Consider the following 22,316-nt stretch of genomic DNA (forward strand, 5'->3'; position numbering starts at 1 on the left):
CGCCCGGCGAGCGGGACCGGCGACGCTGTCGCCATGACACAACACCTCGTGAACAAGACGGTCCTGATCTCCGGCGCCAGCGTGGCCGGTCCCGCCCTCGCCTACTGGTTGCAGCGGTACGGGTTCACCCCGACCGTCGTGGAGCTGGCCCCGGCGCTGCGGGAAGGCGGCTACAAGGTCGACCTGCGCGGCGTGGCGATGGACGTCGTCGACCGGATGGGCCTCACCCCGGCCGTCAAGCGGTACAGCACTCAGATGCGCGGGGGCGCCTGGGTGAACACGGCCGGCAAGCCGCTCGCGACCCTGGGCCCCGACCTCATCGGCCTGCGGGCCCGCGGCGACGACGAGGTGCTGCGCGGCGACCTGGCCCGCATCATGTACGACGCGACCAAGCAGGGCGTGGAGTACCTGTTCGGCGACAGCATCACCGGCCTCACCCAGGGCCACGACGGCGTCATGGTGACCTTCGCGCGCTCCGCGCCGCGCATGTTCGACCTCGTGATCGGCGCGGACGGGCTGCACTCGAACCTGCGGGCCCAGGTCTTCGGCGAAGAGGCGAAGTTCGTGCGCCCGCTCGGCATGCACGCGTGCGTGTTCACCGTGCCCAACCACCTCGGCCTCGACCGCTGGGAGCTGATCTACCCGACGCCGGGCAAGGTCGTGAACCTCTACAGCACCCGGCAGTCCGCCGCCAAGGCCCAGTTCATCTTCCCCACCCCCGCCGTGCTGCCCGACCGCCGCGACGTCGCGGCACAGCAGCGCCTGGTCGCCGAGACCTTCGCCGGCGCCGGTTGGGAGAGCGCCACGCTGCTGGCCGCCATGCCGCACTCCCCCGACTTCTACTTCGACTCCGCCAGCCAGGTCCGGCTGGACCGCTGGTCGGCCGGGCGGATCGCGCTGGTCGGCGACGCCGCGCACAGCCCGTCGCCGCTGTCGGGGCAGGGCACCAGCCTCGCCCTCGTGGGGGCGTACGTGCTGGCCGGCGAGCTGAAGGCCGCCGGGGGCGACCACCGGGTGGCGTTCGCCCGCTACCAGGAGGAGATGAGCGGGTACGTCGACGTGAACCTCAGCCTCGGCGAGAGCAACGCCAAACAGATGGTGGCCGGCAGCACCCGCCAGATCCGCATGCAGACGACCATGATGCGGATGGTCAGCCACCTGCCCTGGAAGGACCTGGCCCTGCGCCCGATCCTGAAGCCGCTCAACGCCGCCGCGAACGCCATCACCCTCAAGGACTACTGAGCGGGACTCGGCCCCGTCAGGGGTGAGCCGCGCCGGCCACGAAGCACTCCAGCCGGTGCAGGAGGGCGGCCATCTCGCCCTTGGGCAGGCGGGTCGTGTCGGCGCTCAGTTCCACACCGAGCGTGCCCTTCCAGCGCATCAGGGCCACGCAGAAGTCGCAGCTGCGCCGGTCCATGCCGGGCAGCCATTCCAGCTCGGACTCCCCGTCCGCGCGGTCGGCGCCACCCGAATCCTCGCCGGGGCGCAGGTCGTTGAAGCAGCACAACGGGAACATGGGGACGCCTCGGTCGGCGCTCATCCGGTCGACCATCGCGTGCAGGGCCAGCGAGTCGAAGCGGGCGCGCCGGTAAGACGCGAGAACCGCCGAATACGCGCTCACGAGGGTCTCGGCAAGGCTTCCGCACGGGCCCAGGGTGAACAGTCCCAGCTGATTCAGGCTGGTGACCAGGCCCCGGGTCCGGCTGTCGAAGCGGTTGTGCACGATCGGGGTGATCGCGGACACCTCGTGCCCGGTCAGCTCGCGCAGCAGCATGGCGACCGCCACCAGCAGGACTGTGGCGGTGCTGACGCCGGTGCGGCGGGCGAGCACCTGTGCGGCGTGGTCGAGCCGGGGCGACGACAGCACGGCCCGCGCGAACCTCGGCGTCGCGCCGCTGCCGACCACGGTGGGGAACATGGCGGACGGTACGGTCCGCAGCAGCGCCTCCCACTGGGCGATCGACCGGGCCGAACGGGCCGAGGCCGCCTCCTCCTCCCGTACCAGGTCGAGCAACTGCGACGACGGCGGTCGCGTGATCACTCCGCGGAGCAGCAGCATCCGCAGATCGCGTACCACGACGTCGGCCGCGCGCCAGTCCGCGACGACATGATTCATCACAAGCGCCACGTGGGTGGCGACGCCGTCGCGGACCACGATCCCGGCGCGCAGCGGCTGCTCGCCGTCGCCGAAGGGTCGCCCGGCCAGACGGGCGACAAGTCCGGCCGCGGCATCGTCCACGTCGCCGCGTGCGGCCTCGACCGGCTCGATCGCCAGGGTCCCGGCCGCCGCCACCTCCTGGTACGGCCCGGTCGCGCCGAGCCGTACCACGGATCTCAGGGCGTCGTGCCGACCCATCACCTCGGCCAGAGCGGCCGCCACGGCCCCGGGACGGCGCGGGCCTCCCGCGCCCGGGACGGTCAGCAGCCGGGGCACGTTGAAGTAGCGTGCGTCCGGCCCCACCCCCTGGATAGCCGTCCAGACGTCCCGCTGTCCCCATGCGAGCTCCGCCGTGCCGGAACGGCCGGAGGCGAAGTCCACCGAAAGCCGCATGGCGCTCTCCTTAGTTCCGGACCGCTGCTCCCAGCTCGGACAGCCGCAGGCTCGGGTCGCCGCCCGCGCGCGTCACCACGCGGGCGAACGCCTCCACCAGACGGTGCGCGGTGGCGGCGTCGAACAGGTCGGTCGAGTACTCCAGCCAGCCGCCGATCCCCTCGGGCCCCCGGTACACGTCGAGGGACACCTCCACCCGGGCCCGGCCCAGGTCGGGCTGCGGACACACCTCCACGGCCAGGTCCCCCAGCTCGGTGCGGAGCAGGTCGCCGGTGGGCAGGTTGTGGGTGAGGTTGAACATCGCCTGGCACAGCGGCGGACGGCTCAGGTCGCGCGGCACCCGCAGCGCGCCGAGGATGCGGTCCAAGGAGGTTCCGGCGTGGGCGAGGGCCTTCATGGTGCCGATCCGGGTACGCCGCAGCAGCTCGCCGAAGGTCGGGTCCCCCGACAGGTCGGCCCGCGCGACGAGCGTGGTGGAGAAGTAGCCGATCAGCGGGGCCAGCTCGGGCCGATCCCGGCCGGCCACGGGCACGCCCACGCAGAAGTCGTCCTGCCCGGCGGCCGCGCCCAGCGTGACCTGCCACGCGGCGAGCAGGGCCATGAACGGGGTGGCCCGGTGGGCGCGCGCGAGGAGCTCCAGGCGGGTGACGTCCGCGTCCGGCACGGCCACGGCCGCCTTCGCGCCGCGGCCGGTCCAGCGGGCCGGGCGGGGGTGGTCGAGGGGCAGGTCGAGCGGGGGTGCCCCGGCGAGCCGTTCGGTCCAGTAGTCCAGGTGGTCCCGGCCCTCCTCGGCCCGCCGCCGTTCGGCCGCGGCGAAGTCGCGGTACTGCGCGGGCAGCTCGTCCAGCAGGGGCGCACGGCCCTCCCGGTGGGCGCGGTAGCACTCGCCGAGCTCGCGCATGAGCACGTCGAGCGACCAGTGGTCGACCACGATGTGGTGCAGCACGATGCACAGGACGGCGTCGTCGGCGGCCAGGCGCAGCAGGCCCGCCCGCCACGCGGGGGCCGCCGCGAGGTCGAACGGCCGCCCCGCGTAGCCGGCGACCGCCTGTACGAGGTCGGCGGAGGCGGGATCCAGGCGGTCCAGCCGTACCTCGCCGGGCTCGTCCACGAGCTGCGCGGGCAGGTCGCCGTCCAGGACGAAGCGGGTGCGCAGCACCTCGTGCCGGGCGGCGATCGCGGTGAACGCCGCGGCGAGTGCGGTCTCGTCGATAGGGCCGCGCAGCCGTACCGGCCAGGTGATGTGATAAGCGCAGTCGTCAGGATCGAAGCGCTGCAGGAACCACAGCCGCTCCTGCCCGGTGGACAGCGGCCAGGTGCGCTGGTCCCGGCCGCCGAGCAGCGCCCTGCGCAGGGCCGCACGGCGTTCGGGGGGCAGCGTGGCCAGGCGGCGCCGCAGCTTCTCGCGCTCGAGGTCGGGGCTCACGTGGGGGTCACCTCGAAAGTTGGGAACGCTCCCACCGAAGCCTAGGTTTCACGCTGGAGGCCGGTCAAGATCCCCCACCGCGACGCCATGTGACCGGAATCGGACGGTGGGCGATCAGCACACGTGACACCGGCCCTTCATTCTCGGCATTTGACAGTCTGGAAAGCTCCCCGTTCGACCATTGCCGCTCCTCATGGTGATCGATAGAATTTATGGGAGCGCTCCCAAAACCACCATTCCCCCTCAAGGAGTGCCGATCGTGCCGGAACGCCTGCTGGAAGAGATCACGGAGGACCTGTCCGACGACGACCTCGGGCTGCTCCTGCTGATCAGGCACTTCGAACGCAAGCTGCTCGACCTGTTCGGCCAAGGGCTCGTGCAGGGCACCACCCACACCTGTCTGGGGCAGGAGTACGTGCCGGTCGCGCTGACGCCGCTGCTGGGCGAGCGGGACTATGTCTTCAGCAATCATCGCGGACACGGCCACTACCTGGCACGATTCCGGGATCCGTACGGACTGCTCGCGGAGATCACCGGGCGGGAGGGCGCGGTCTGCGGGGGCGTGGGCGGCAGCCAGCACATCCTGTCCGGCCGCTACCTGTCCACCGGGATCCAGGGCGAGAGCCTGCCGGTCGCCGCGGGCGTGGCGCTGCACCTGCGGGACGCCGAGCCGGGCGCGCTGGCGCTGGCGTACATCGGCGACGGGACGTGGGGCGAGGGCGCCGTGTACGAGGCGCTCAACATGGCCGCGCTCTGGCGGCTGCCGCTGGTCGTGGTGACCGAGAACAACGGGATCGCGCAGACCACGCCGACGTCGGCGCAGCTGGCGGGCACGATCGGAGATCGGGCGCGGGCGTTCGGGTGCCGGTTCCTGCACGTGGACTCGCGGCATCCGCACGAGATCCGGGACGCGCTGCGGCCGCTGTTCGAGCGGACCAGGCAGGGCGCGGGACCGCTGGTGGTGGAGTTCGCCACGCACCGGATCGGGCCGCACAGCAAGGGCGACGACACCCGCTCCGCCGAGGAGATCCGGCACGCCCGCGACCACGACTGGTACCCGCGCCAGGGCGGCTCCCCCCGCTTCGCCCGCATGGACGCGGAGGCGCGCGCGTTCGTCGAGGTGGTCGCCGGCGAGGTGCTCGGGCGGCCGCTGTCGGCGCGGGAGGGCTGAGGCGATGCGGGTCGCGGAGAGCCTCAACCGGGCGCTGCACGAGGTGCTGGCCGAGGATCCGTCCGTGCGGGTGCTGGGCGAGGACGTGCTCGACCCGTACGGCGGGGCGTTCAAGATCACGAAAGGGCTGTCCAGCCGTTTCCCCGGCCGGGTGCTGGCCACCCCGATCAGCGAGAACGGCATCGTCGGCGTGGCCGGCGGCCTGGCCCTCGCGGGCGGCAAGGCCATCGTCGAGATCATGTTCTCCGACTTCGTGGCCCTGGCCTTCGACCAGATCGTGAATTTCGCCAGCAAGTCGGTCTCCATGTACGGCAGGCCGCTGCGGCTGCCGCTGATCGTGCGCTGCCCGTCCGGAGGCGGTCGCGGCTACGGCCCCACGCACAGCCAGAGCCTGCAGAAGCACTTCATCGGCGTCCCTGGTCTCGCGGTGTACGAGGTGTCCCCCTTCGACGACCATCGCGAGCTGTTCGGCGAGATGCTCGCGCGCGGCGAGCCGTGCCTGCTGTTCGAGGACAAGATCCTCTACACCCGGCAGCTCTTCGGCGGCGGGGTCGCGGACGATCTGTTCCAGTACGACGTGCTGCCCGGGGCCGGCGGGGTGACCAGGGTGTACGTGGACGATCCCGAACAGGCCGACTGCGTGATCGTCGCGCCGGGCGGGCTGGCGCACCGGGCCCTGGCCGCGATGCGCACGCTGCTGCTGGAGCGGGAGATCTCCTGCCTGCTGCTCGTGCCGCGGCGCCTGTACCCCTTCGACGTGGCCCCGCTGTCGCCGCTGCTGGAGCGGGCCGGCGCCGTGGTCGTCGCCGAGGAGAGCACCGCGGGCGGCACCTGGGGGGCCGAGGTGGCGCACCAGGTGCACAGTCGGCTCTGGGGGCGCCTGCGGCGTCCCGTGTCCCTCGTCCATTCGGCGGCAAGCGTGATCCCGGCGGCCGCCCATCTCGAGCGAGACGTGCTGGTGCAGGACACCGCCATCGTCCGCGCCGTACAGGAGCTCCTGCCTTGACCGAGCTGCGCGTGCCCAAGCTCAACAACAACGACACCGAGTACCTGCTGGTCGAGTGGCTGGCCGAGGACGGCGCCGGGGTGGTGAAGGGCGATCCGGTGGTGGTCCTGGAGACCTCCAAGGCGGCCGAGGAGCTGATGGCCGAGGCCGACGGCGTACTGCGGCGGACGGCGGAGACCGGCGCGACCTGCCGGCCCGGGGACGTGATCGCGCACATCTCCGACGCCTCGGCACCCCCGCCTGCGGCCGCCGATCCCGGTGCGGCGACGGACGGCTCGGCGCCTCCGCCGGCGGCCCCCGACCCCGGTGCGGCGGCCGAGGGGCCGATCGTCACCGCGCCCGCCCAGGCGCTGATCGACGAGCACGGCGTGGACCCGGCCCGGATCCGCACACTGGGCAAGAAGCTGATCAAGCGTGCCGACGTCCTGGCCCTGCTGGAAACCGGCACACTGGAAACCGGCACAGGCGACGCGCAGCCGCTGCCGGCCGTTCAGCGGGCCGTGGCCGCCGCGGTCACCCGTTCCCACCAGACGATCCCGGCCGCCTTCACCGCCGTGAAGCTGGACGCCGGCCCCGCGATCGCCCGGGCCCGCGCCCTCAGCAAGGAGGCCAGGGCGCTGATCGGGCTGCCGGAGCTGCTGGTCTCGGCGGTCGCGTCGCTGCACGGGCGGTTCCCGATGTGCTTCGCCGAGCCGGTGGCAGCCGACCCCTTGGCCGTACGCCCCTCGACGGCGCCGAACGTCGGCGTCACCGTGGACGTCGGCAACGGCCTGTACGTCCCGGTGCTGCGCGACGCCGACCGCCTGTCCGTCAAGGAGATCGCGGAGCGGCTCACGGCGTACCGGACGAAGGCGGCACAGGCGGCGTTCCGCGAGGACGACCTGGCGGGCGGGAACATCGTCGTCACCCTGCACACCGACACGGCCGTGCTCCTCGCCGTGCCGATCGTGTTCCCCGGGCAGACGTGCGCGCTGTCGCTGTGCGCGCCGCAGCACGAGTTCGCCCTCGACTCCGCCGGGAACGTCGTGAAACGCACCACGGTCACCCTCGGGCTCGCGTTCGATCACCGCCTCGTCAACGGACGCGAGGCGGCGATGTTCCTGAACGCCATCCGGAAGACGATCACTCCCTGAGCCCGGACGGCCCGGTCAGGGCGCGCCGCGCGTCCTCCTCGCTCATCGCGTCGATCTCCTCGATCAGCAGGTCCTCGACGGCCTCGGCGAGCTCGGCCACGGTGCCGCAGCCGAACACCACCCGGATCGGCACCTCCACCTCCAGCATCGCCCGCAGCCGCGCCGCGACCCGGGTGGTCATCAGCGAGTGCCCGCCCAACTCCAGCAGGTCGTCCAGCACGCCGACCCGTTCAAGGCCGAGCACCTCGGCCCAGATCTCGGCGACCAGCGCCTCGCTGTCGGTGCGCGGCGCCGTGTAGTCCGTCCCGGTGACCCGGTCCGGCTCGGGCAGCGCGGCCCGGTCGAGCTTGCCCCGGGAGGTGAGCGGCAGCTCCGCCAGCCGTGACCACCGGGTCGGCACGAAGCCCCTCGGCAGCCGGCCCGCGGCGTGCGCGCGCAGCTCGGCCGGGGCGGCCGGGCCGGTGAAGTACGCTACCAGGTCCTCGCCGCGCGCGGCCACGGCCACCTGCCCGGCGCCGGGGTGCTCGCGCAGGGCGGCCTCCACGTCGCCGGGCTCGATGCGCACGCCGCGCACCTTGACCTGGTCGTCCAGGCGGCCCAGAAACTCCAGCTGCCCGTCCGAGCGCCACCGCGCCCGGTCACCGGTGCGCAGGCGCCGGGCCCCGGGCTCGCCGTACGGGTCGGGCTCGAAGGCGGCGGCGGTGCGGCGGGGCAGCCCGGCATATCCGCGGGCCACCCCGGCGCCGCCGATCGCCAGCTCGCCCGCCGCGCCCGGCGGCACCGGCTCCCCCCGGGCGTCCAGCACCCGCACCGACGTGGCCGACAGCGGCCGGCCGATCGGCGGGCGCCCGCCGGAGTCGGTCCCGTCCAGCTCGGCCCAGGTGGCGATGACCGTCGCCTCGGTGGGCCCGTACGTGTTGACCAACCGAGCCCCGGGCCCCTCACGATGCCATCGGGCGATGGCCGCCCCGTCGGCCTGCTCGCCGCCGAGGATCACCAGCCGTAGAGCGGGCGGCCAGGCCACCTCCGAGGGTGACTCGACGAGCCGGTGCCAGTACGCGGTCGGCAGGTCCAGCACGGTGATCCGGTGCCCGTCCGGCCCGGCCAGCAGGTCGGGCAGGCTCGCGGGGCCGTCCGGCAGCGGCATCACCGTCGCCCCGGACGCGAGCGCCGGGAAGATCTCCTCGACGTGGGTGTCGAAGCTCAGCGACGCGAACTGCACCACGTGGTCCCCGGGCCCCAGGCCGTACTCCCGCCGCATCCACCCGACCCTGGCCGCCACCGAACGATGCTCGACGAGCACCGCCTTGGGCAGCCCGGCGGACCCCGAGGTGGTCATCACGTAGGCGATTCCCTCGGCCACGCTTCCCTCGGCCACGGGGCGCACCCGGTCCTCGCCGATCAGCCAGGCGGCGCCCGCGGCGGCCATGGCGTCGGCGTGCCGGGCGGGCGGGTCGGCCGGGTCCAGCGGCAGGTACGCGGCGCCCGCCCGCCACACGCCCAGCAGCGCGGCGATCACCTCGGCGGACGGGGCCAGCCGCACGGCCACCACGTCACCTTCCCGGACGCCGCTCTCCCGCAGGGTGCCGGCGAGCGCGCCGGCCTGGTCCCAGAGGGCCGCGTACGAGACCACCTGATCGCCGCAGCGCACGGCCACGGCCTCCGGCGTCCGGCGCACCACGTCCGCCACCAGCTCCAGCACCCCGTCCGCGACCGGCTCGGCGGGACCGTCGGCCAGCTCGGCCATCGCCTTCTCGTCCCGCTCGGTCCACGCGGGCAGCCGCGAGATCGGCGTGTCCGGCCTGGCCACGGCCCCGGCCAGCAGCGTCAGGTAGCGCTCGGCGATCGTCGCCACCTCGCCGGCCTCGAACACCGCGCCGTCGTAGCCGAAGCAGATCGCCAGCTCCTCCCCCGCCGGCCAGACCTCCACCAGCAGATCCACCACGATCTGCTCGTGGCGTCCCTCGAAGTCAGACACCCGGACCCCGCCGTACGCCCGGTCCTGCCCGGCGGCGTAGTCCTGCATGATGAACACGGTCGGCAGCAGCGTCTCGACGCCGCGCGCCAGCCGCTCCAGCAGCGGCGCGGGCCGGCCCATCGCGTCCAGCACCACCCCTTTGACCCGCCCGAGCAGCTCGGCGAACGTCGGATCGCCCTCCAGATCGCCGCGCAGCGGCAGGGTCTGGGTGAGGTAGCCGACCATCCGCTCCAGCTCGACCCGGTCCCGCCCGGCGACCACGGTGCCGACCACCAGGTCGTGCTGCCCGCTGTGCCGGAACAGCAACGCCTGGTAGGCCGCCATGAGCACCATGAACGGGGTCGCCCGGTGGGCCACGGCCAGCCGCTCCACCTCCGCGAGGTGCCGCGCGCCCAGCCGTACCCAGTGATGGCCGCCCTCCCGGACGGCCGCGCGCGCTCCCGGGCGGGCGAAGGGCAGCTCGGTGACCGGCGGCGCGGCCAGCGCCTCGGTCCAGTACGGCATGGCCTTGTCCGCCCTGCGCCGCTGCCAGCGGGCGTAGTCACTGGACTGGATGCGCACGTCGGGCAGACGGGCGGGGCGGCCCTCGACGGCGGCGGCGTAGTGCTCGCCCAGGTCGTCGAGCATGATCTCCAGGGAGTGCCCGTCGGCCAGGATGTGGTGCAGCGTCAGGCACAGCACGTGATCGTCCGGGGCCACCTCGATGACGGCGACCCGCAGCGGGACGCCCGCGGCCAGGTCGAAGGCGGCGTTGGTGCGCTCGGCGACCAGCGCGCCCACCTGCTCCTCCGCCGCCGTCAGCCACTCGATCGGCAGCGCCCAGCCGGCCGGCCCGGCCACCGCCCAGGGCGTGCCGTCCTCCTCGGCGAAGGCGGTGCGCAGGCTCTCGTGCCTGGCCACGAGCGCGCCGACGGCGGCGGTGAACGCGTCGCGGTCGAGGGGGCCGCGCAGGCGTCGTACCAGGTACATCGTGTACGAGGCGTCGCCGGGCTCCAGCCGCTGGAGCATCCAGAGCCGTTCCTGCGCGGGCGACAGCGGCGCCCTCATGACCCGGCCGCCAGGTCGTCGAACAGCCCCTGGAGCTCCTCGGCGCTCAGGCCGTCGAGCTGGTCGCGCAGCGCGGCGACGTCGGCCAGGCTGAGCTCGGCGTCGTCCAGGTCGTCGAGCCGGGCGGCGAACCCGGCGATCGTCGGACGCTCGAACAGCACGACGATCGGCACCTCGAGGCCGTACCTGGCCTGGACCCTGGCGATGATCTGCGTGGCGGCCAGGGAGTGGCCGCCGAGCTCGAAGAAATCGTCGTCGGCGCCGATGGGCTCGGTGGCGCCGAGCACCCCCGCCCAGATCTCGGCGAGGTCGGACTCGACCCCGGCGGCCGGGGCGCGGAAGGCGGCGGTGCCGGGGCGCGTCCAGGACGGGGTGGGCAGGGCGGCGCGGTCGAGCTTGCCGTTGGGGGTGAGCGGCAGGGACGTCAGGGTCGTGTGCCGGACCGGGATCATGTAGTCGGGGAGCGAGGCGCGCAGTCGTTCGCGCAGCGCGGCCCAGTCCACGGCCTGCGCCCGCGGGACCAGGTAGGCCACCAGCCGCCCGTCGCGGACGGCGGCCGCGGCGTCCTTAACCTCGGCGGCCGATCGCAGGGCGGCCTCGATCTCGCCCAGTTCGATGCGGAATCCGTGCACCTTGACCTGCTGGTCGGCGCGGCCGAGGTACTCCAGCCGGCCGTCGGGCGTGATCCTGGCCAGGTCGCCGGTGGCGTACATGCGGGCGCCGGGGACGCCGGCGTACGGGTCGGGCAGGAAACGCGCGGCCGTCTGGCCGGGCAGCCCGTGGTATCCCCGGGCGACCCCCGCGCCGCCGATGTGCAGCTCGCCGGCCTCCCCGTCGGCGACCGGCGTCCCGTTCCCGTCCAGCAGGTGGAGCGAGGTCCGCCCGATGGGCGAGCCGAGATCCACGGCCTCGGGTCCCGGCCGCACCCGGCCGGCCGTGGACCACACGGTGGTCTCGGTGGGGCCGTACACGTTCCACAGCTCGGCGCCGTCGGCCGGCAGCGCGTCCGCGAGATCGCGGGGCAGCGCCTCGCCGCCGCACAACCGGGTCCTGATCGTCGCGGGGACCCCGCCGGACTCCAGCAGGATCCGCCAGCCCGCCGGCGTCGCCTGCATGATCGTGACCCCCTCGGCGACGGCCCGTTCGCGCAGCGCCCACCCGTCGGAGACCTCCCCGGTGGCCGCGATCACCACCCGGCCGCCCGTGAACAGGGGCAGCAGCAGCTCCAGGACCGAGATGTCGAACGACAGCGTCGTGACGGCCAGCCACCGGTCCTCCGGCCCGATCGGCAGCAGCTCGGCGAACGACTCCAGCAGGTTCGCCACGGCCCGGTGCGGCACCGCCACCCCCTTCGGGCGGCCGGTGGAGCCGGAGGTGAACATCAGGTACGCCAGCCGGTCCCCATCGGCCGCGACCCCGCCGGACGGGGCGGGAGCGCCGGTCAGCGGCCTCCCCCCGGGCGAGAGCGTGACGACGGCCGGAACGCCGTCCAGCAGTGCGGGATCGACGCCCGCCTGGGTCAGCACCAGGCCGATGCCGGCGTCCTGGCGCATCATGCGCAGCCGTCCGGCGGGGAAGGCCGGATCCAGCGGCACGTACGCACCGCCCGCCGTCCACACGGCGAGCATCGCCACGAGCATCCCGGTGGTCCGCTCCATGCACAGACCCACGGGCGTCTCGGGGCCGACGCCGTGCCCGCGCAGCACGGCGGCCAGGTCCTCGACGCGCCGGTGCAGCTCCCGGTAGGTCACCTGGCCGTCGGAGCCGGTCACGGCCACCGCGTCGGGCGCCTTGTCCAGCCACCGCCATATCGTGCCCACCGTCCCGTTCGCGGCACTGCGCGGGGGCGGCGTCGTGTCGTCACTCAACGTCGGTATCGCCTTTCAGTCTCGCAGGCTGAGCGGGCGCATGTCCGTCCAGACGGTCTCGATGTGGCCCAGGCACTCCTCCTGGGTGCCCGCGAACCCCGCGTCGGACCAGCCGGGCGGCAGTTCGCGATCCGCGGCCCAGACGGAGTACTGCTCCTCGTGGTTGACGACCACGCGCATCTCGGCACTCACGTGTTCTCCTCGCTGACCAGTAGCGTCTCGACCTCGCGCAGCGTCGCCTCGATCGCCTCCCGGGGCAGGAGGGCGGTGTCGGCGAGCAGGTCCAGCCGGCAGGTGTGGGTGGCGGGGCCGGCGGTGCAGAACACCTCGGCGTCCACCTCCGGCCAGGCCCCCACCGGGAAGATCCGGCCGGGGGTCGCGGGCGGGTTCGGCGGCAGGTTGGGCCAGCCCCCGGTGACCCGTACGTCGTTGAAGTAGGCGGTGGGCGGCGGCCCGGTCTCCTCGATCAGCGCCCGCTGGGCGGCCGGGTCGTAGCGGGCGTGCCGGTACGCCGCCAGCACCCCCCGGTGGGCGGCCTGCACCACCTCGGCGAGCGGCTGACCCGGGGCCACGTCCAGGACGAAGATCCCGTCCTGGACGAGGGTGGCCACCATGGGCGCCAGCCGGGGATCGTGCCGGTTGCCCACGATGAGCTGCAGCGCGACCGTGCCGCGGCCGGTCAGCCGGGACAGCAGCGTCGCGTACGCCCCGAGCAGCACGCTGCTGGTGCTCACCCCCCAGCGCGCGGCCAGCCCGGTGGCCGCCGCGCCGAGCGCCGCCGACTCCATGCCGAGCTTGACGAACCTGGGCTCCTCGGGCCTGCCCGGCGGCGCGGCGAACAGCGGGCGCGGCATCCGTTCCAGCGCCGCCCGCCAGTACCTGAGCGCCCGCTCGCCGCGGGCCGCGCCTTCGGGCGAGCGTTCCTCGGCGGCCAGGTCGAGCGGCTGCGGGACGTCCTGGGGCAGCGGCTCCCCGGACAGCAGCCGCGGCCACTCGCCGGCGATGACGTCGAGCGCCAGCCCGTCCACCGCCATATGCGTGAACGCGAACGCCACCGCGCGCGGCCTGCCGCCGTCCATGACGACGGCGCAGCGCACGGGGAGCTCGTCGGCGTAGTCGAAGCCCTTGGCCGCGAGCTCGGCGGCGATCTCCCCGGCCAGCACCCTGGGCCGGGAACCGGCGGCGTCGACCAGCTCGACCGTCAGCCGGCCCTGCCCGGCGACCCGCTGCACCATGCCGGTCTGCGCCGCGTCGGGGAGCCAGTTCGTCCGCAGGCTCTCATGCCGTCCGAGCAGCCGCGCGAGGGCGGCGAGTACGGCCGGCAGGTCGGGCTTGCCGTGCACCGGCAGGGCCCACGGCATGTTGAAGTACGGGTCGCCAGGCGGCAGCCACTCCGTGAGCCGCCAGATCGCCCGCTGGCCCCAGGTGAGCGGCCCCTGGCCGGACCTGGCGCCGGTGAACTCGACCGTCACGGGTCCGATCACTGGGCCGATCACTGGGCCGATCACTGGGCCGATCATGACGGGCGGCCCGCGAACCGGGACAGGTGGTCGACCAGCCCGTCGAGCGTGTCGAGGCTGCCGTCGAACTCGATGTCGAAGCCGAACGCCTCCTCGATCGCGTCGATCAGCCGGATGTAGCCCAGCGAGGTGAGGCCGAGCGCCGTCAGCGAACAGTCGGCCGCCAGCACCTCCGCCGCGGTGAGCTCGCCGTCGCTGGCCTGGGCCACCAGCGCGGCCACGCGCTCCCTCAACATGCCTGCTCCCGAAGGCGGGCGACCTCCGCCGCGATGCTCGTCGCGGTGGCGTCGTCGATGAACACCTCGAAGGAGAGCTCCACGCCGTACCGCTCCCGGGCCCTGGCCATGATCTGGGTGATCGTGAGGGAATGGCCGCCGAGATCGAACAGGTCGTCGTCGGGTTCCACGTCGTCCAGTTCGAGCTCCTTGGCGAAGATGGCCTGGATCTCCCGTACGAGCTCGGCGGCCACCGGCCCGCCCGCTCCCGTGTCGGCAGTGATCACGGACGCCGCCGGCACGGGGGCGGGCAGCGGCAGCCGGTCCAGCGGCGCGTCCGGGTCCGCGGCGACCGCCGCCAGCAGCGCGGCGAAATCCTCCCGGATCCGCTCGGCCCCGGCCGGGTCGAGGAGCGCCGGGTTGTACTGCAGCCGCGCCGCCGTGCCCGCCGGGTCGTCGACGATCTGCAGGTGGAGGGTGTTGCGCACCCAGCCGTTGAACATCATCCACTCCACCGACGCGCCCAGCCCGGCGAACAGCGGGCCCGTCTCCGGCCGCCGGCGGTAGCTGAGCGACACGGGGGTGAGCGCGGCGCGCGGGCCGATCCCGTCCACGGCCCTGGCCAGCGGAACCTCGCGGTGCCGGTACAACCGCCGCAGCTCGACCCGCAGGCTCCGCGCGAACTCGCCGAACGTGCCCGCCTCCGGCGCCCCGATCACGGGCAGCTCGTTGACGAAGGCGCCCACGTGGTCCCGGCTCCGCTCGGTCCGCGTGGACAGATCCACGCCGACCGCGGGCCGCGCGTTGCCGTACGCGCGCAGCAGCGCCACGAACGCGGCCAGCACCGCCTCGAAACGGGTGACCTCGAGTCGCCCGGCGAGCCCGCCGAGGTCCTCGACGACGAAGTCGAGGGCGCAGCCGGGCGCCGCGGCCACGGAGACGCCGGTCAGGCCGGGCAGGTGCAGCTCCCGCTGGTCCTGCCACCGGTCCTGCCAGTAGCGCCGCGCGTCCGGCAGCGCGTCCGCCAGCCTGACCTGCTGCTGGACCGTGACCTCCGGGTGCGTCAGCACCAGCGGTGCCGGCGCCGCGCCCCCGTACCAGGAGGCCAGGTCCCGCAGCAGGATGTCCTTGGACTCCCCGTCGAACACCGCGTGATGGGCCTGGAACAGCAGCACGTGCCGCTTGGCGTCCTCCCGGATCAGCGTGAACCGCGCCGCGGGGCCTTCCCCCGGATCGACCGGCCCGGCCAGCTCCTCCTCAAGGTCGCCGCCTTCGCGCATCGGCGGCACCCCGTGGGGGACCACCCGCAGCTCACCGCCGTCCTCGGCGAGCACGCCGCCCAGCACGGGATGCCTGCGCGCCACCTCCTCACACGCCTCCCCCAGGGCCAGCACGTCGAGCGGCCCGTCCAGCCACACGGCCAGCGGCATGTGAAAGGCCCGCCCGGCGACCCCGGCCCGCTCGGTGAGCCACATCCCCTGCTGCGCAGGGGAGGCCGGCCACGATCCGGTCATCTCCCGCCTTCTTTCTCCACAGCGCCTGTTTCCATAGAGCCTGTTTCCATCACGGAGTCCGCCTGCTTCAGCAGATCGCGCAGGCCGGACTTGACGACCTTGCCCGAGTGGTTCCTGGGCAGGTGGTCCACGAAGATCACTCGTGTCGGCAGTTCGTGCGCGGCCAGCCGGGTCATGAGAAAGGCCCGCAGCTCCGTCACGCGCGGCGCCCGCGAACGGGGCACGACGGCCGCGGCCAGCACGGTGCCCAGCACGGGGTGCGGCACGCCGGTGACCGCCGCCTCGGCCACGTCCGGGTGTTCGTGCAGCGCCGCCTCCACCTGCACGGTCGACACCTTGTACGCCCCGGACTTGACGACGTCGCTCTCCCGGTCGACGAGATACAGGTAGCCGTCCGCGTCGAGGTAGCCCAGATCGCCCATCCGCACCCACCCGTCGCGGAAGGTGTGCGCGCTGGCCTGCCGGTCCCGGTAGTACGAGCGCGCGGCGGCGGGAGAGCGCAGCCAGATCTCCCCCGTCTCCCCGGCCGCCGGCGGCGTGCCGTCGGGGCCGGTGATCCTCAACCCGCTGCCGAGCGCCGGCCGGCCCAGGGCGGCGGGCCGCGACGGGTCGTAGATCATGACGGTCTGGGCGGGCGCCGCCTCGGTCGAGGTGTAGTAGTTCGTCACGGTCGCCTTGGGGAACGCCGCCGCCAGCCGCGCGCACAGCGCCGCCGGCAGCGCCGAGGCCGCCGACCCGAGCAGGACCACGCCGGAGAAGTCGTGCCGCTCGTGCAGCCCGGCGTTGAGCAGCTCCAGGGCCATCGCCGGCACCAGGAACACCGTCCCCACCCGCCGCGACTCGATCAGCCTGGCGAACCTACCCGGGGTGAACCGCGCCGGCGTCAGCACCGACGGCCGCGCGTCCAGCGCGTTGATCAGCATGGCCTGGCCGGCGTTGGTGCCGATCGGAAAGGCGTGCAGCAGCAACCGCGAATGCCCGAACCTGCGGCGATTGGCCCGGGTGGCGCTGCCGTAGGTGAGGTTGGCGTGGGTGGCCGCCACCGCCTTGGGCCTGCCCGTGGTGCCGGAGGTGTAGAGGATCTGCGCCAGATCCGCCGGCCCCGGCGGCTCGGGTTCGCGCGAGCCGGGCTCCAGCTCGGCCGGCACGGCGCTCCAGTACCCGCCGTCCGGCGGCGCGGCCGGCCCCTTGCCGGCGTGCAGCACGCCGGTCGCCGAGCAGTGCTCCAGCATGTACGCCACCTCGGCCGGCGCGAACCGGTCGGAGATCGGCACGGCCACCCCGCCGGCCAACTGCGTGGCGCAGTAGGCCACGGCGAAGCCGGTCCAGTTCTCGGCCCCGAACAGCAGCCCCACGCGGTCGCCCCGCCGCACCCCGCGCCGGACCAGCCCGCGCGCCAACGAGTCCACTTGCGCGTGCCAGTCCGCGAAGGTCAGCGTGCCGCCCCCGGCGACCTCCAGCGCGACCCGCTCGGGCTCCTCCGCGGCCCGCCTGGCGAGCAGCTCCGGAACGATCATGACTCCCCTCCCGCACACCGCCACAGCTCCGGCCCGATCACGACTCGCCTCCCGCACGTCGCCGCAGCTCCTCGATGCCGACGAGATCATCCGGCAGCGCATCGGGGACCTCGCGATCGAAGCGCGCCAGCACCCGCACGCGCATCGCGCACACCGCGATCAGCGCGATGGCCAGCCCGAAGACCACGTACATCAGCCCGATCCCGCGCCCCTCCCCCGTCCCGAGCAACGCCCCCGCCGTCGCGGCCAGCGGCCCGTCCGGCGCCATCAGCGGCTCCAGCACCGTCGCCCCGTACGGCGCCACCAGGCCGAACCCGATCGGCAGCGTGGACCAGGCGACGAGCGTGTTGAGCGCGATGACCCGCCCGTGGAACCGCTGCGGCACCTTGACCTGGATGATCGTCGCGTACACGCCGTTGAGCAGCGTCAGGCACAGCGACATCCCGAACGCCCCCGCGGCGATCGCCACGAGATCCGCCCGTACGCCGACGACCACGCAGAACCCCGCCAGCGCGAGCGTGAACAGCAGCACCCCGCGCAGGCGCCCCCGGCGCGGCCCGCCCCACACGGCCATCAGCAGCCCGCCGGCCAGCACGCCGATCCCGCCCGCCAGCGACACCCGCCCGACGTCCTGCAGCGTCGCGAACGACAACACCAGCGGCGAGATCATCAGGAACAGCGGCGACAGGAACACGTTCAGGACGGCGAAGAACACCAGCATCCCGCGGAAGCCCCGGTTCCCCCAGGTCAGCCGCCAGCCGCCGGCGATCTCCGCCATGACCGTCTCGCGCCGCCGCCAGGCCATGCTCCGGGGGAACCGGACCGCCAGCACGACCGCGGCCGCGAACACGTACGACAGCACGTCGACGACGAGGATGCCCTCCAGCCCGATGACCGCCATCAGCCCGACCGCCACCAGCGGCACCGCCACCTGGGCCGTGCCGGTGACGAGCTGCACCACCCCGTTGGCGTGGCCCAGGAAGCGTTTGGGGACGAGTTGCGGGATCGCCGAGGCGTACGCGAACCGCTGGAAGGTCAGCGCGACCGACAGCAGCGCGAGCAGCGGGTAGACGTGCCAGATCTCCAAGTTGCCGGTCCACAGCAGCACCCCGAGGACCAGCTGCACGCCGCCCGCGGTGACGTCGCCGGCGAGCATCACGGCGCGCCGGTCGTGCCGGTCCACGATGGCCCCGGCCAGCGGCGCGACCAGCATGCCGGGCAGCAGCCCGAGCACCGCGAACAGCGCGAAGTTCGCCAGCGAGCCGGTGGTGGTGTAGATCCACAGCGGCACGGCGAACTCGGTCAGCGCCGACCCCAGGATCGACACCAGCTGCCCGGCCGCGACCAGCGCGAACCTCCCCATGCCCGGCCGCGCCCGGCGTTCCTCCGAAGGGGCCGGCGAGTCTCCGGATGACACGCCCTCCAGCCACCACGTCGATCCCGGTGTGCGTACCAGCGGCTCGGTCCGCCCCTCGGCAATGGCGCGGTGCGTGCCGGTCACGATGGCCGCCAGCTCCTCCGCCCGATATTTCAGGAAGAAGTGCCCGGCCTCGTCCAGCACGACCAGGGCCGTCAGCTCCGACAGCACGTGCCATTCGCGATAGCGCTCCTGGTAGAACTCCATCGCCGGGTCACGCTCGCCGGCCAGCGCGATCACCGGCGCGCGCAGCGGGGCCGCAGCCTCTTCGAACATGCGGGTGAAGTACCGCTCCGCCTGCCGGGTGCCGCGCCGCCGGTTGCGGACCATGAGGTCGAGCTGGTCGCGTCCGACCTCCTCCACGTCCAGGCCGGCGGAGCGCAGGTCGTTGATCCAGGCCTGGTCGCCGCGGATGCGCTCCATGAGCTCGGTCAGGCCCGAGAGGCGGCCGCGGGGGCGGGCGAAGGGGAAGACACCGCCGAGGTAGACCGCCTCGACCTCGCGGCCGGCGTCCTCCAGCCTGCGGGCGATCTCCGCGGCCAGCATCACGCCGAGGCCGCAGTGGCCGTACAGGGTGACGGGGCCCTCGATGCCGTCGAGGATCTCCTGTACGCACCCGTCGGCGACCTCGTCCAGCGGCCGGGACTCCTCACCCAGCTCGTGCCCGGGCACGGCGATCGAGTAGAGCGCCCAGTCGGCCGGCAGCGCGTCGGCCAGCGGCTGGTAGATGACTGCGCTGCCGCCCCCGTACGGCGCGCAGACCAACGTCGAGGTGGCCGTCCTGGCGGGGGTGAGCCGGTGCAGCAGGTGGCGCGGGCCGTCGCCGTCCGACTCCAGCAGCGCGGCCAGCTCGCGTACGGTGCGGTGCTTGAACAGGTCGAGCACGGTGACGGCACGCTCCGGCAGCTCCTGCCTGAGCCGGGCCACCACCCGCATGGCCAGCAGGGAGTGGCCGCCGAGCTCGAAGAAGTCGTCCGTGGCGCCGACCTCGGCGGCACCGAGGAGTTCGGCCCACACGGCGGCGACCGTCCGTTCCGCGGCCGATCGCGGTGGCTCGAACCGGCCGGTCGTCTCCGGGGCCGGGTCGGGCAGCGCGGCCCGGTCCACCTTGCCGTGCGACTTCAGCGGCGGCGGCTCGTCCAGCCACACGTACCGGGCGGGGATCATGTAGTCGGGCAGCCGCTCGGCCAGCCACGTCCGCATCTCGGCGGCCTCCGGCCGGGCCTCACCGCACTCGGCGAGGAGGTAGGCCACGAGGAGACCGCCGCGCATGTCGGCGATCGCCGACGTCACGCCGGGATGCCGGCCGAGCACCGACTCGACCTCGGCCAGCTCCACCCGGTAGCCGCGGATCTTCACCTGCAGGTCGCGGCGGCCGAGGAACTCCAGGTTCCCGTCGGGAAGGTGGCGGGCCAGGTCGCCGGTGCGGTACATGCGAGCGCCGGGCGGGCCGTACGGGTCGGGCAGGAACCGTTCCGCGGTCAGGGCGGGGCGGTCGAGATAGCCTCTGGCCAGCCGATCCCCGCCGAGGTACAGCTCCCCCGCGACGCCGATCGGCACCGGCTCCAGATGCTCGTCCAGCACGTACGCCCGAGCCCCCGGCAGCGGCCTGCCGATGGGCAGCGTGGTGGTCGTGCCGGCGTCGCCTCCGACCGGGCCCTCGACCGGATAGGTGGTGACGCCGACCGTCGCCTCGGTCGGGCCGTAGTGGTTGACGACCCGGCAGCGTCCGGACGCGGCCAGCTCCTCCGCCCAGTCGCGGGGCGCCGCCTCGCCGCCGAGGATCAGCAGCTTGCGCGGCAGCACGTCGGCCTGCAACGCGGCCAGATGGGACGGGGTGATCTTGAGATAGTCGATGCCGGCGTCCCGGACGTACTCGGCCAGCTCGTGCCCCGCCGTGCGCGGCGGGATGATGTGCAGCGTGCCGCCGGTCATCAGGCACGCGTAGAAGACCGTCACCCCGAAGTCGAAGGCCAGCGACTGCAGCAGCCCGTACGAACCGCCGGGTTCGATCCCCAGCCGCTCCCGCAGGCCCGCGAGATAGACCAGCGCCTGCCGGTGCTGGATCGCGACGCCCTTGGGCCTCCCGGTCGTGCCGGAGGTGTAGATGACATAGGCCAGGTCGTCGGGGGTCACGTCCTGAGGGACCGGCGCCTCGTCACCGTCGGGCTCGTCGAGGCCCACCGTGACCAGCCCGTCGGGCAACCGCTCCCTGGAGGACGAATCGGTCACCGCGATCCGTACCCCGGCGTCCTGGACCACGTACGCCAGCCGCTCGGGCGGATGCTCCGGATCCAGCGGCAGGTACGCGGCCCCCGCCTTGAGCACGCCGAGCACCGCCACGGCCAGTCCGGCCGACTGCTCCAGGCACAGCGCCACCCGTTCCCCGGGCCCGGCGCCGAGGGCCCGCAGCCGCCGGGCCAGCCGGTCGGCGCGGGTGCCGAGCTCGCCGTACGTGAGCGAGGCCTCCCCCGCGACCACCGCGACCGCCGCGGGATCCTGCCCGGCGACGACCTCGTGCAGCAGCCCGATCCCGGCGGGCGGCGCCGGCTCGGCGGCCCCGAGGGCCAGCACGCGCCGCCGCTCGTCCGGGCCGAGCAGCGGCAACCGGGAGATCGGCAGGCCGGGGTCGGCGACCGCCGCCCGCAGGAGCGTCTCCAGGCATCCCGCCAGCCGCCGCGCCGTGTCCTCCCGGAACAGCGCGGTGCTGTACGTGAGCTGCCCGTGCAGCCCGCCGCCGCCCTCGAAGAGGTAGAGCGCCAGGTCGAACCGGCTGGCCACGGTGGGGATCGGGTACGGCTCCGCGCCCAGCCCGGAGGTGTCCAGGGTCCGGCCGCGGTAGTTCTGCAGCGCGAACATGGTCTGGTAGACCGGCGTGCGGCTGACGTCCCGCTCCACGGCCAGCTCGGTGACGAGCCGGTCGAACGGCAGCGCCTGATGCGCGAAGGCGTCCAGGGTGGAGTCGCGGACCCGGCCGAGCAGTTCGCCGAAGGTCGGGTCGCCGCGCAGGTCGGCCCGGAGGGCCAGGGTGTTGATGAACGGCCCGACGACCGTCTCCAGCTCGGGCAGCTCCCGCCCGGACACCGGCGACCCCACCGCGAAGTCGTCCTGCCCGGCGAACCGGCCGAGCAGCACCTGGAAGGCGGCGAGCAGCGTCATGTACGGCGTGGCCCGGTGCGCCTTGCCCAGCTCCGCGATCGACGCGGTGAGGGCGGGGTCCACGACGACGTCCACGGCGGCGCCGTCCCAGCGCTGCTCGGCGGGCCGGGGCAGGTCGGTCGGCAGCTCCAGGGCGGGCACCCCGTCCAGCTTGGACACCCAGTAGCGCACGTCGTCGTCGAAGGTCCGGCCGCGCTGCCAGTGCGCGTAGTCGCCGAACTGCAGCGGCACCGGCGCCGGTTCCCGGCCCGCGTGCAGCGCCAGCAGCTCCTGGAACAGGATGTCGCACGACCAGCCGTCGGTGATCGCGTGGTGCATGGTGAGCAGCAGCACGTGCTCGCCGGGGGCCGAGCGCACCAGCAGGGCGCGCAGCAGCGGCGGGCGGGCCAGGTCGAACGGCCGGACCAGCTCCCGGTCGATCTCGCCGGGGTCGTCGGTGACGCGGAACTCCACGACCGGCTCCTCGGCGACCACCGCCTCCGGGCGGCCGTCCGGGGTGGTGACCAGGCTGGTACGCAGGCTCTCGTGCCGCCGGGTGAGCTCTGTCAGGGCCCTGGCCAGGGCGTTCTCGTCGAGGTCGCCGGTGAGCCGGACCGCGAACGGCACGGTGTAGGCGGCCGTGCCTGGGGCGTACTGCTCAAGGAACCACAATCGCTCCTGCATGGCCGACGGCGGCGGCGCGGTGCCGGGGTCACGGCGGGGAACACTGACCTTGGTGCCGCGCGCCCGAAGGCGACGCTCCAGCAGGGCCTGCTTGGCCGGTGAAAGGGAGCTCCTGGTCACGCGTCTTTCTC

14 protein-coding genes are annotated in these 22,316 nt (G+C 73.9%); 4 read left to right on the forward strand and 10 right to left on the reverse strand.

Annotated elements, in window-relative coordinates:
• Window positions 1-33: 33 nt before the first annotated feature.
• Window positions 34-1,242 (forward strand): FAD-dependent monooxygenase, encoded by a 1,209-nt coding sequence (locus tag ACWDRB_RS48945; protein ID WP_449906330.1) that lies wholly within the window; start codon window positions 34-36, stop codon window positions 1,240-1,242.
• Window positions 1,243-1,258: 16 nt separating this feature from the next.
• Here the strand turns inward: ACWDRB_RS48945 and ACWDRB_RS48950 are convergent, their stop codons facing one another.
• Together ACWDRB_RS48950 and ACWDRB_RS48955 are read right to left on the reverse strand one after the other, a co-directional pair.
• Window positions 1,259-2,551, reverse strand: a complete 1,293-nt coding sequence (locus tag ACWDRB_RS48950) for a condensation domain-containing protein (protein ID WP_449906333.1) — start codon at window positions 2,549-2,551, stop codon at window positions 1,259-1,261.
• Window positions 2,552-2,561: 10 nt separating this feature from the next.
• Window positions 2,562-3,977, reverse strand: coding sequence for a condensation domain-containing protein (locus ACWDRB_RS48955; RefSeq protein WP_449906336.1), 1,416 nt, complete (start codon window positions 3,975-3,977; stop codon window positions 2,562-2,564).
• A 259-nt stretch (window positions 3,978-4,236) separates the two neighbouring features.
• Here ACWDRB_RS48955 and ACWDRB_RS48960 point away from each other — a divergent pair, with 259 nt between their 5' ends.
• From ACWDRB_RS48960 to ACWDRB_RS48970, 3 genes are read left to right on the forward strand one after another with little or no spacing between them, the layout of a single operon-like run.
• Window positions 4,237-5,148: a thiamine pyrophosphate-dependent dehydrogenase E1 component subunit alpha gene (locus tag ACWDRB_RS48960; RefSeq protein WP_449906339.1), complete on the forward strand. Its 912-nt coding sequence runs from the start codon at window positions 4,237-4,239 to the stop codon at window positions 5,146-5,148.
• Between the two features lie 4 nt (window positions 5,149-5,152).
• Window positions 5,153-6,154 (forward strand): alpha-ketoacid dehydrogenase subunit beta, encoded by a 1,002-nt coding sequence (locus ACWDRB_RS48965; RefSeq protein WP_449906342.1) that lies wholly within the window; start codon window positions 5,153-5,155, stop codon window positions 6,152-6,154.
• The gene (locus ACWDRB_RS48970; RefSeq protein WP_449906345.1) at window positions 6,151-7,287 is read left to right on the forward strand and encodes a 2-oxo acid dehydrogenase subunit E2; all 1,137 of its coding nucleotides are present in this window, start codon (window positions 6,151-6,153) and stop codon (window positions 7,285-7,287) included. The genes ACWDRB_RS48965 and ACWDRB_RS48970 overlap by 4 nt, the downstream gene beginning before the upstream one ends.
• On the opposite strand, the gene ACWDRB_RS48975 is transcribed toward ACWDRB_RS48970, so the two are convergent.
• From ACWDRB_RS48975 to ACWDRB_RS49010, 8 genes are read right to left on the reverse strand one after another with little or no spacing between them, the layout of a single operon-like run.
• Window positions 7,277-10,312, reverse strand: coding sequence for a condensation domain-containing protein (locus tag ACWDRB_RS48975; protein WP_449906348.1), 3,036 nt, complete (start codon window positions 10,310-10,312; stop codon window positions 7,277-7,279). The two genes, ACWDRB_RS48970 and ACWDRB_RS48975, sit on opposite strands and share 11 nt — an antisense overlap.
• Window positions 10,309-12,180, reverse strand: coding sequence for a non-ribosomal peptide synthetase (locus tag ACWDRB_RS48980; protein ID WP_449906351.1), 1,872 nt, complete (start codon window positions 12,178-12,180; stop codon window positions 10,309-10,311). The genes ACWDRB_RS48975 and ACWDRB_RS48980 overlap by 4 nt, the downstream gene beginning before the upstream one ends.
• A 15-nt stretch (window positions 12,181-12,195) precedes the next feature.
• Window positions 12,196-12,360: an MbtH family protein gene (locus ACWDRB_RS48985; RefSeq protein WP_449906637.1), complete on the reverse strand. Its 165-nt coding sequence runs from the start codon at window positions 12,358-12,360 to the stop codon at window positions 12,196-12,198.
• 8 nt (window positions 12,361-12,368) lie between these two features.
• A complete protein-coding gene (locus tag ACWDRB_RS48990; protein ID WP_449906354.1) occupies window positions 12,369-13,688 on the reverse strand; it encodes a condensation domain-containing protein in 1,320 nt (439 codons plus the stop codon).
• An 8-nt stretch (window positions 13,689-13,696) separates the two neighbouring features.
• Complete coding sequence (locus ACWDRB_RS48995; RefSeq protein ID WP_350735567.1) at window positions 13,697-13,936, reverse strand: phosphopantetheine-binding protein; 240 nt, start codon at window positions 13,934-13,936, stop codon at window positions 13,697-13,699.
• The gene (locus ACWDRB_RS49000) at window positions 13,930-15,429 is read right to left on the reverse strand and encodes a condensation domain-containing protein (RefSeq protein WP_449906359.1); all 1,500 of its coding nucleotides are present in this window, start codon (window positions 15,427-15,429) and stop codon (window positions 13,930-13,932) included. The genes ACWDRB_RS48995 and ACWDRB_RS49000 overlap by 7 nt, the downstream gene beginning before the upstream one ends.
• Complete coding sequence (locus tag ACWDRB_RS49005; RefSeq protein ID WP_449906361.1) at window positions 15,426-16,946, reverse strand: AMP-binding protein; 1,521 nt, start codon at window positions 16,944-16,946, stop codon at window positions 15,426-15,428. Before ACWDRB_RS49005 ends, ACWDRB_RS49000 begins: the two co-directional genes overlap by 4 nt.
• A gap of 37 nt (window positions 16,947-16,983) precedes the next feature.
• Window positions 16,984-22,305, reverse strand: coding sequence for a non-ribosomal peptide synthetase/MFS transporter (locus ACWDRB_RS49010; protein ID WP_449906364.1), 5,322 nt, complete (start codon window positions 22,303-22,305; stop codon window positions 16,984-16,986).
• Between the last annotated feature and the right edge of the window lie 11 nt (window positions 22,306-22,316).

It is taken from the genome of Nonomuraea sp. NPDC003707 (genome assembly GCF_053587055.1).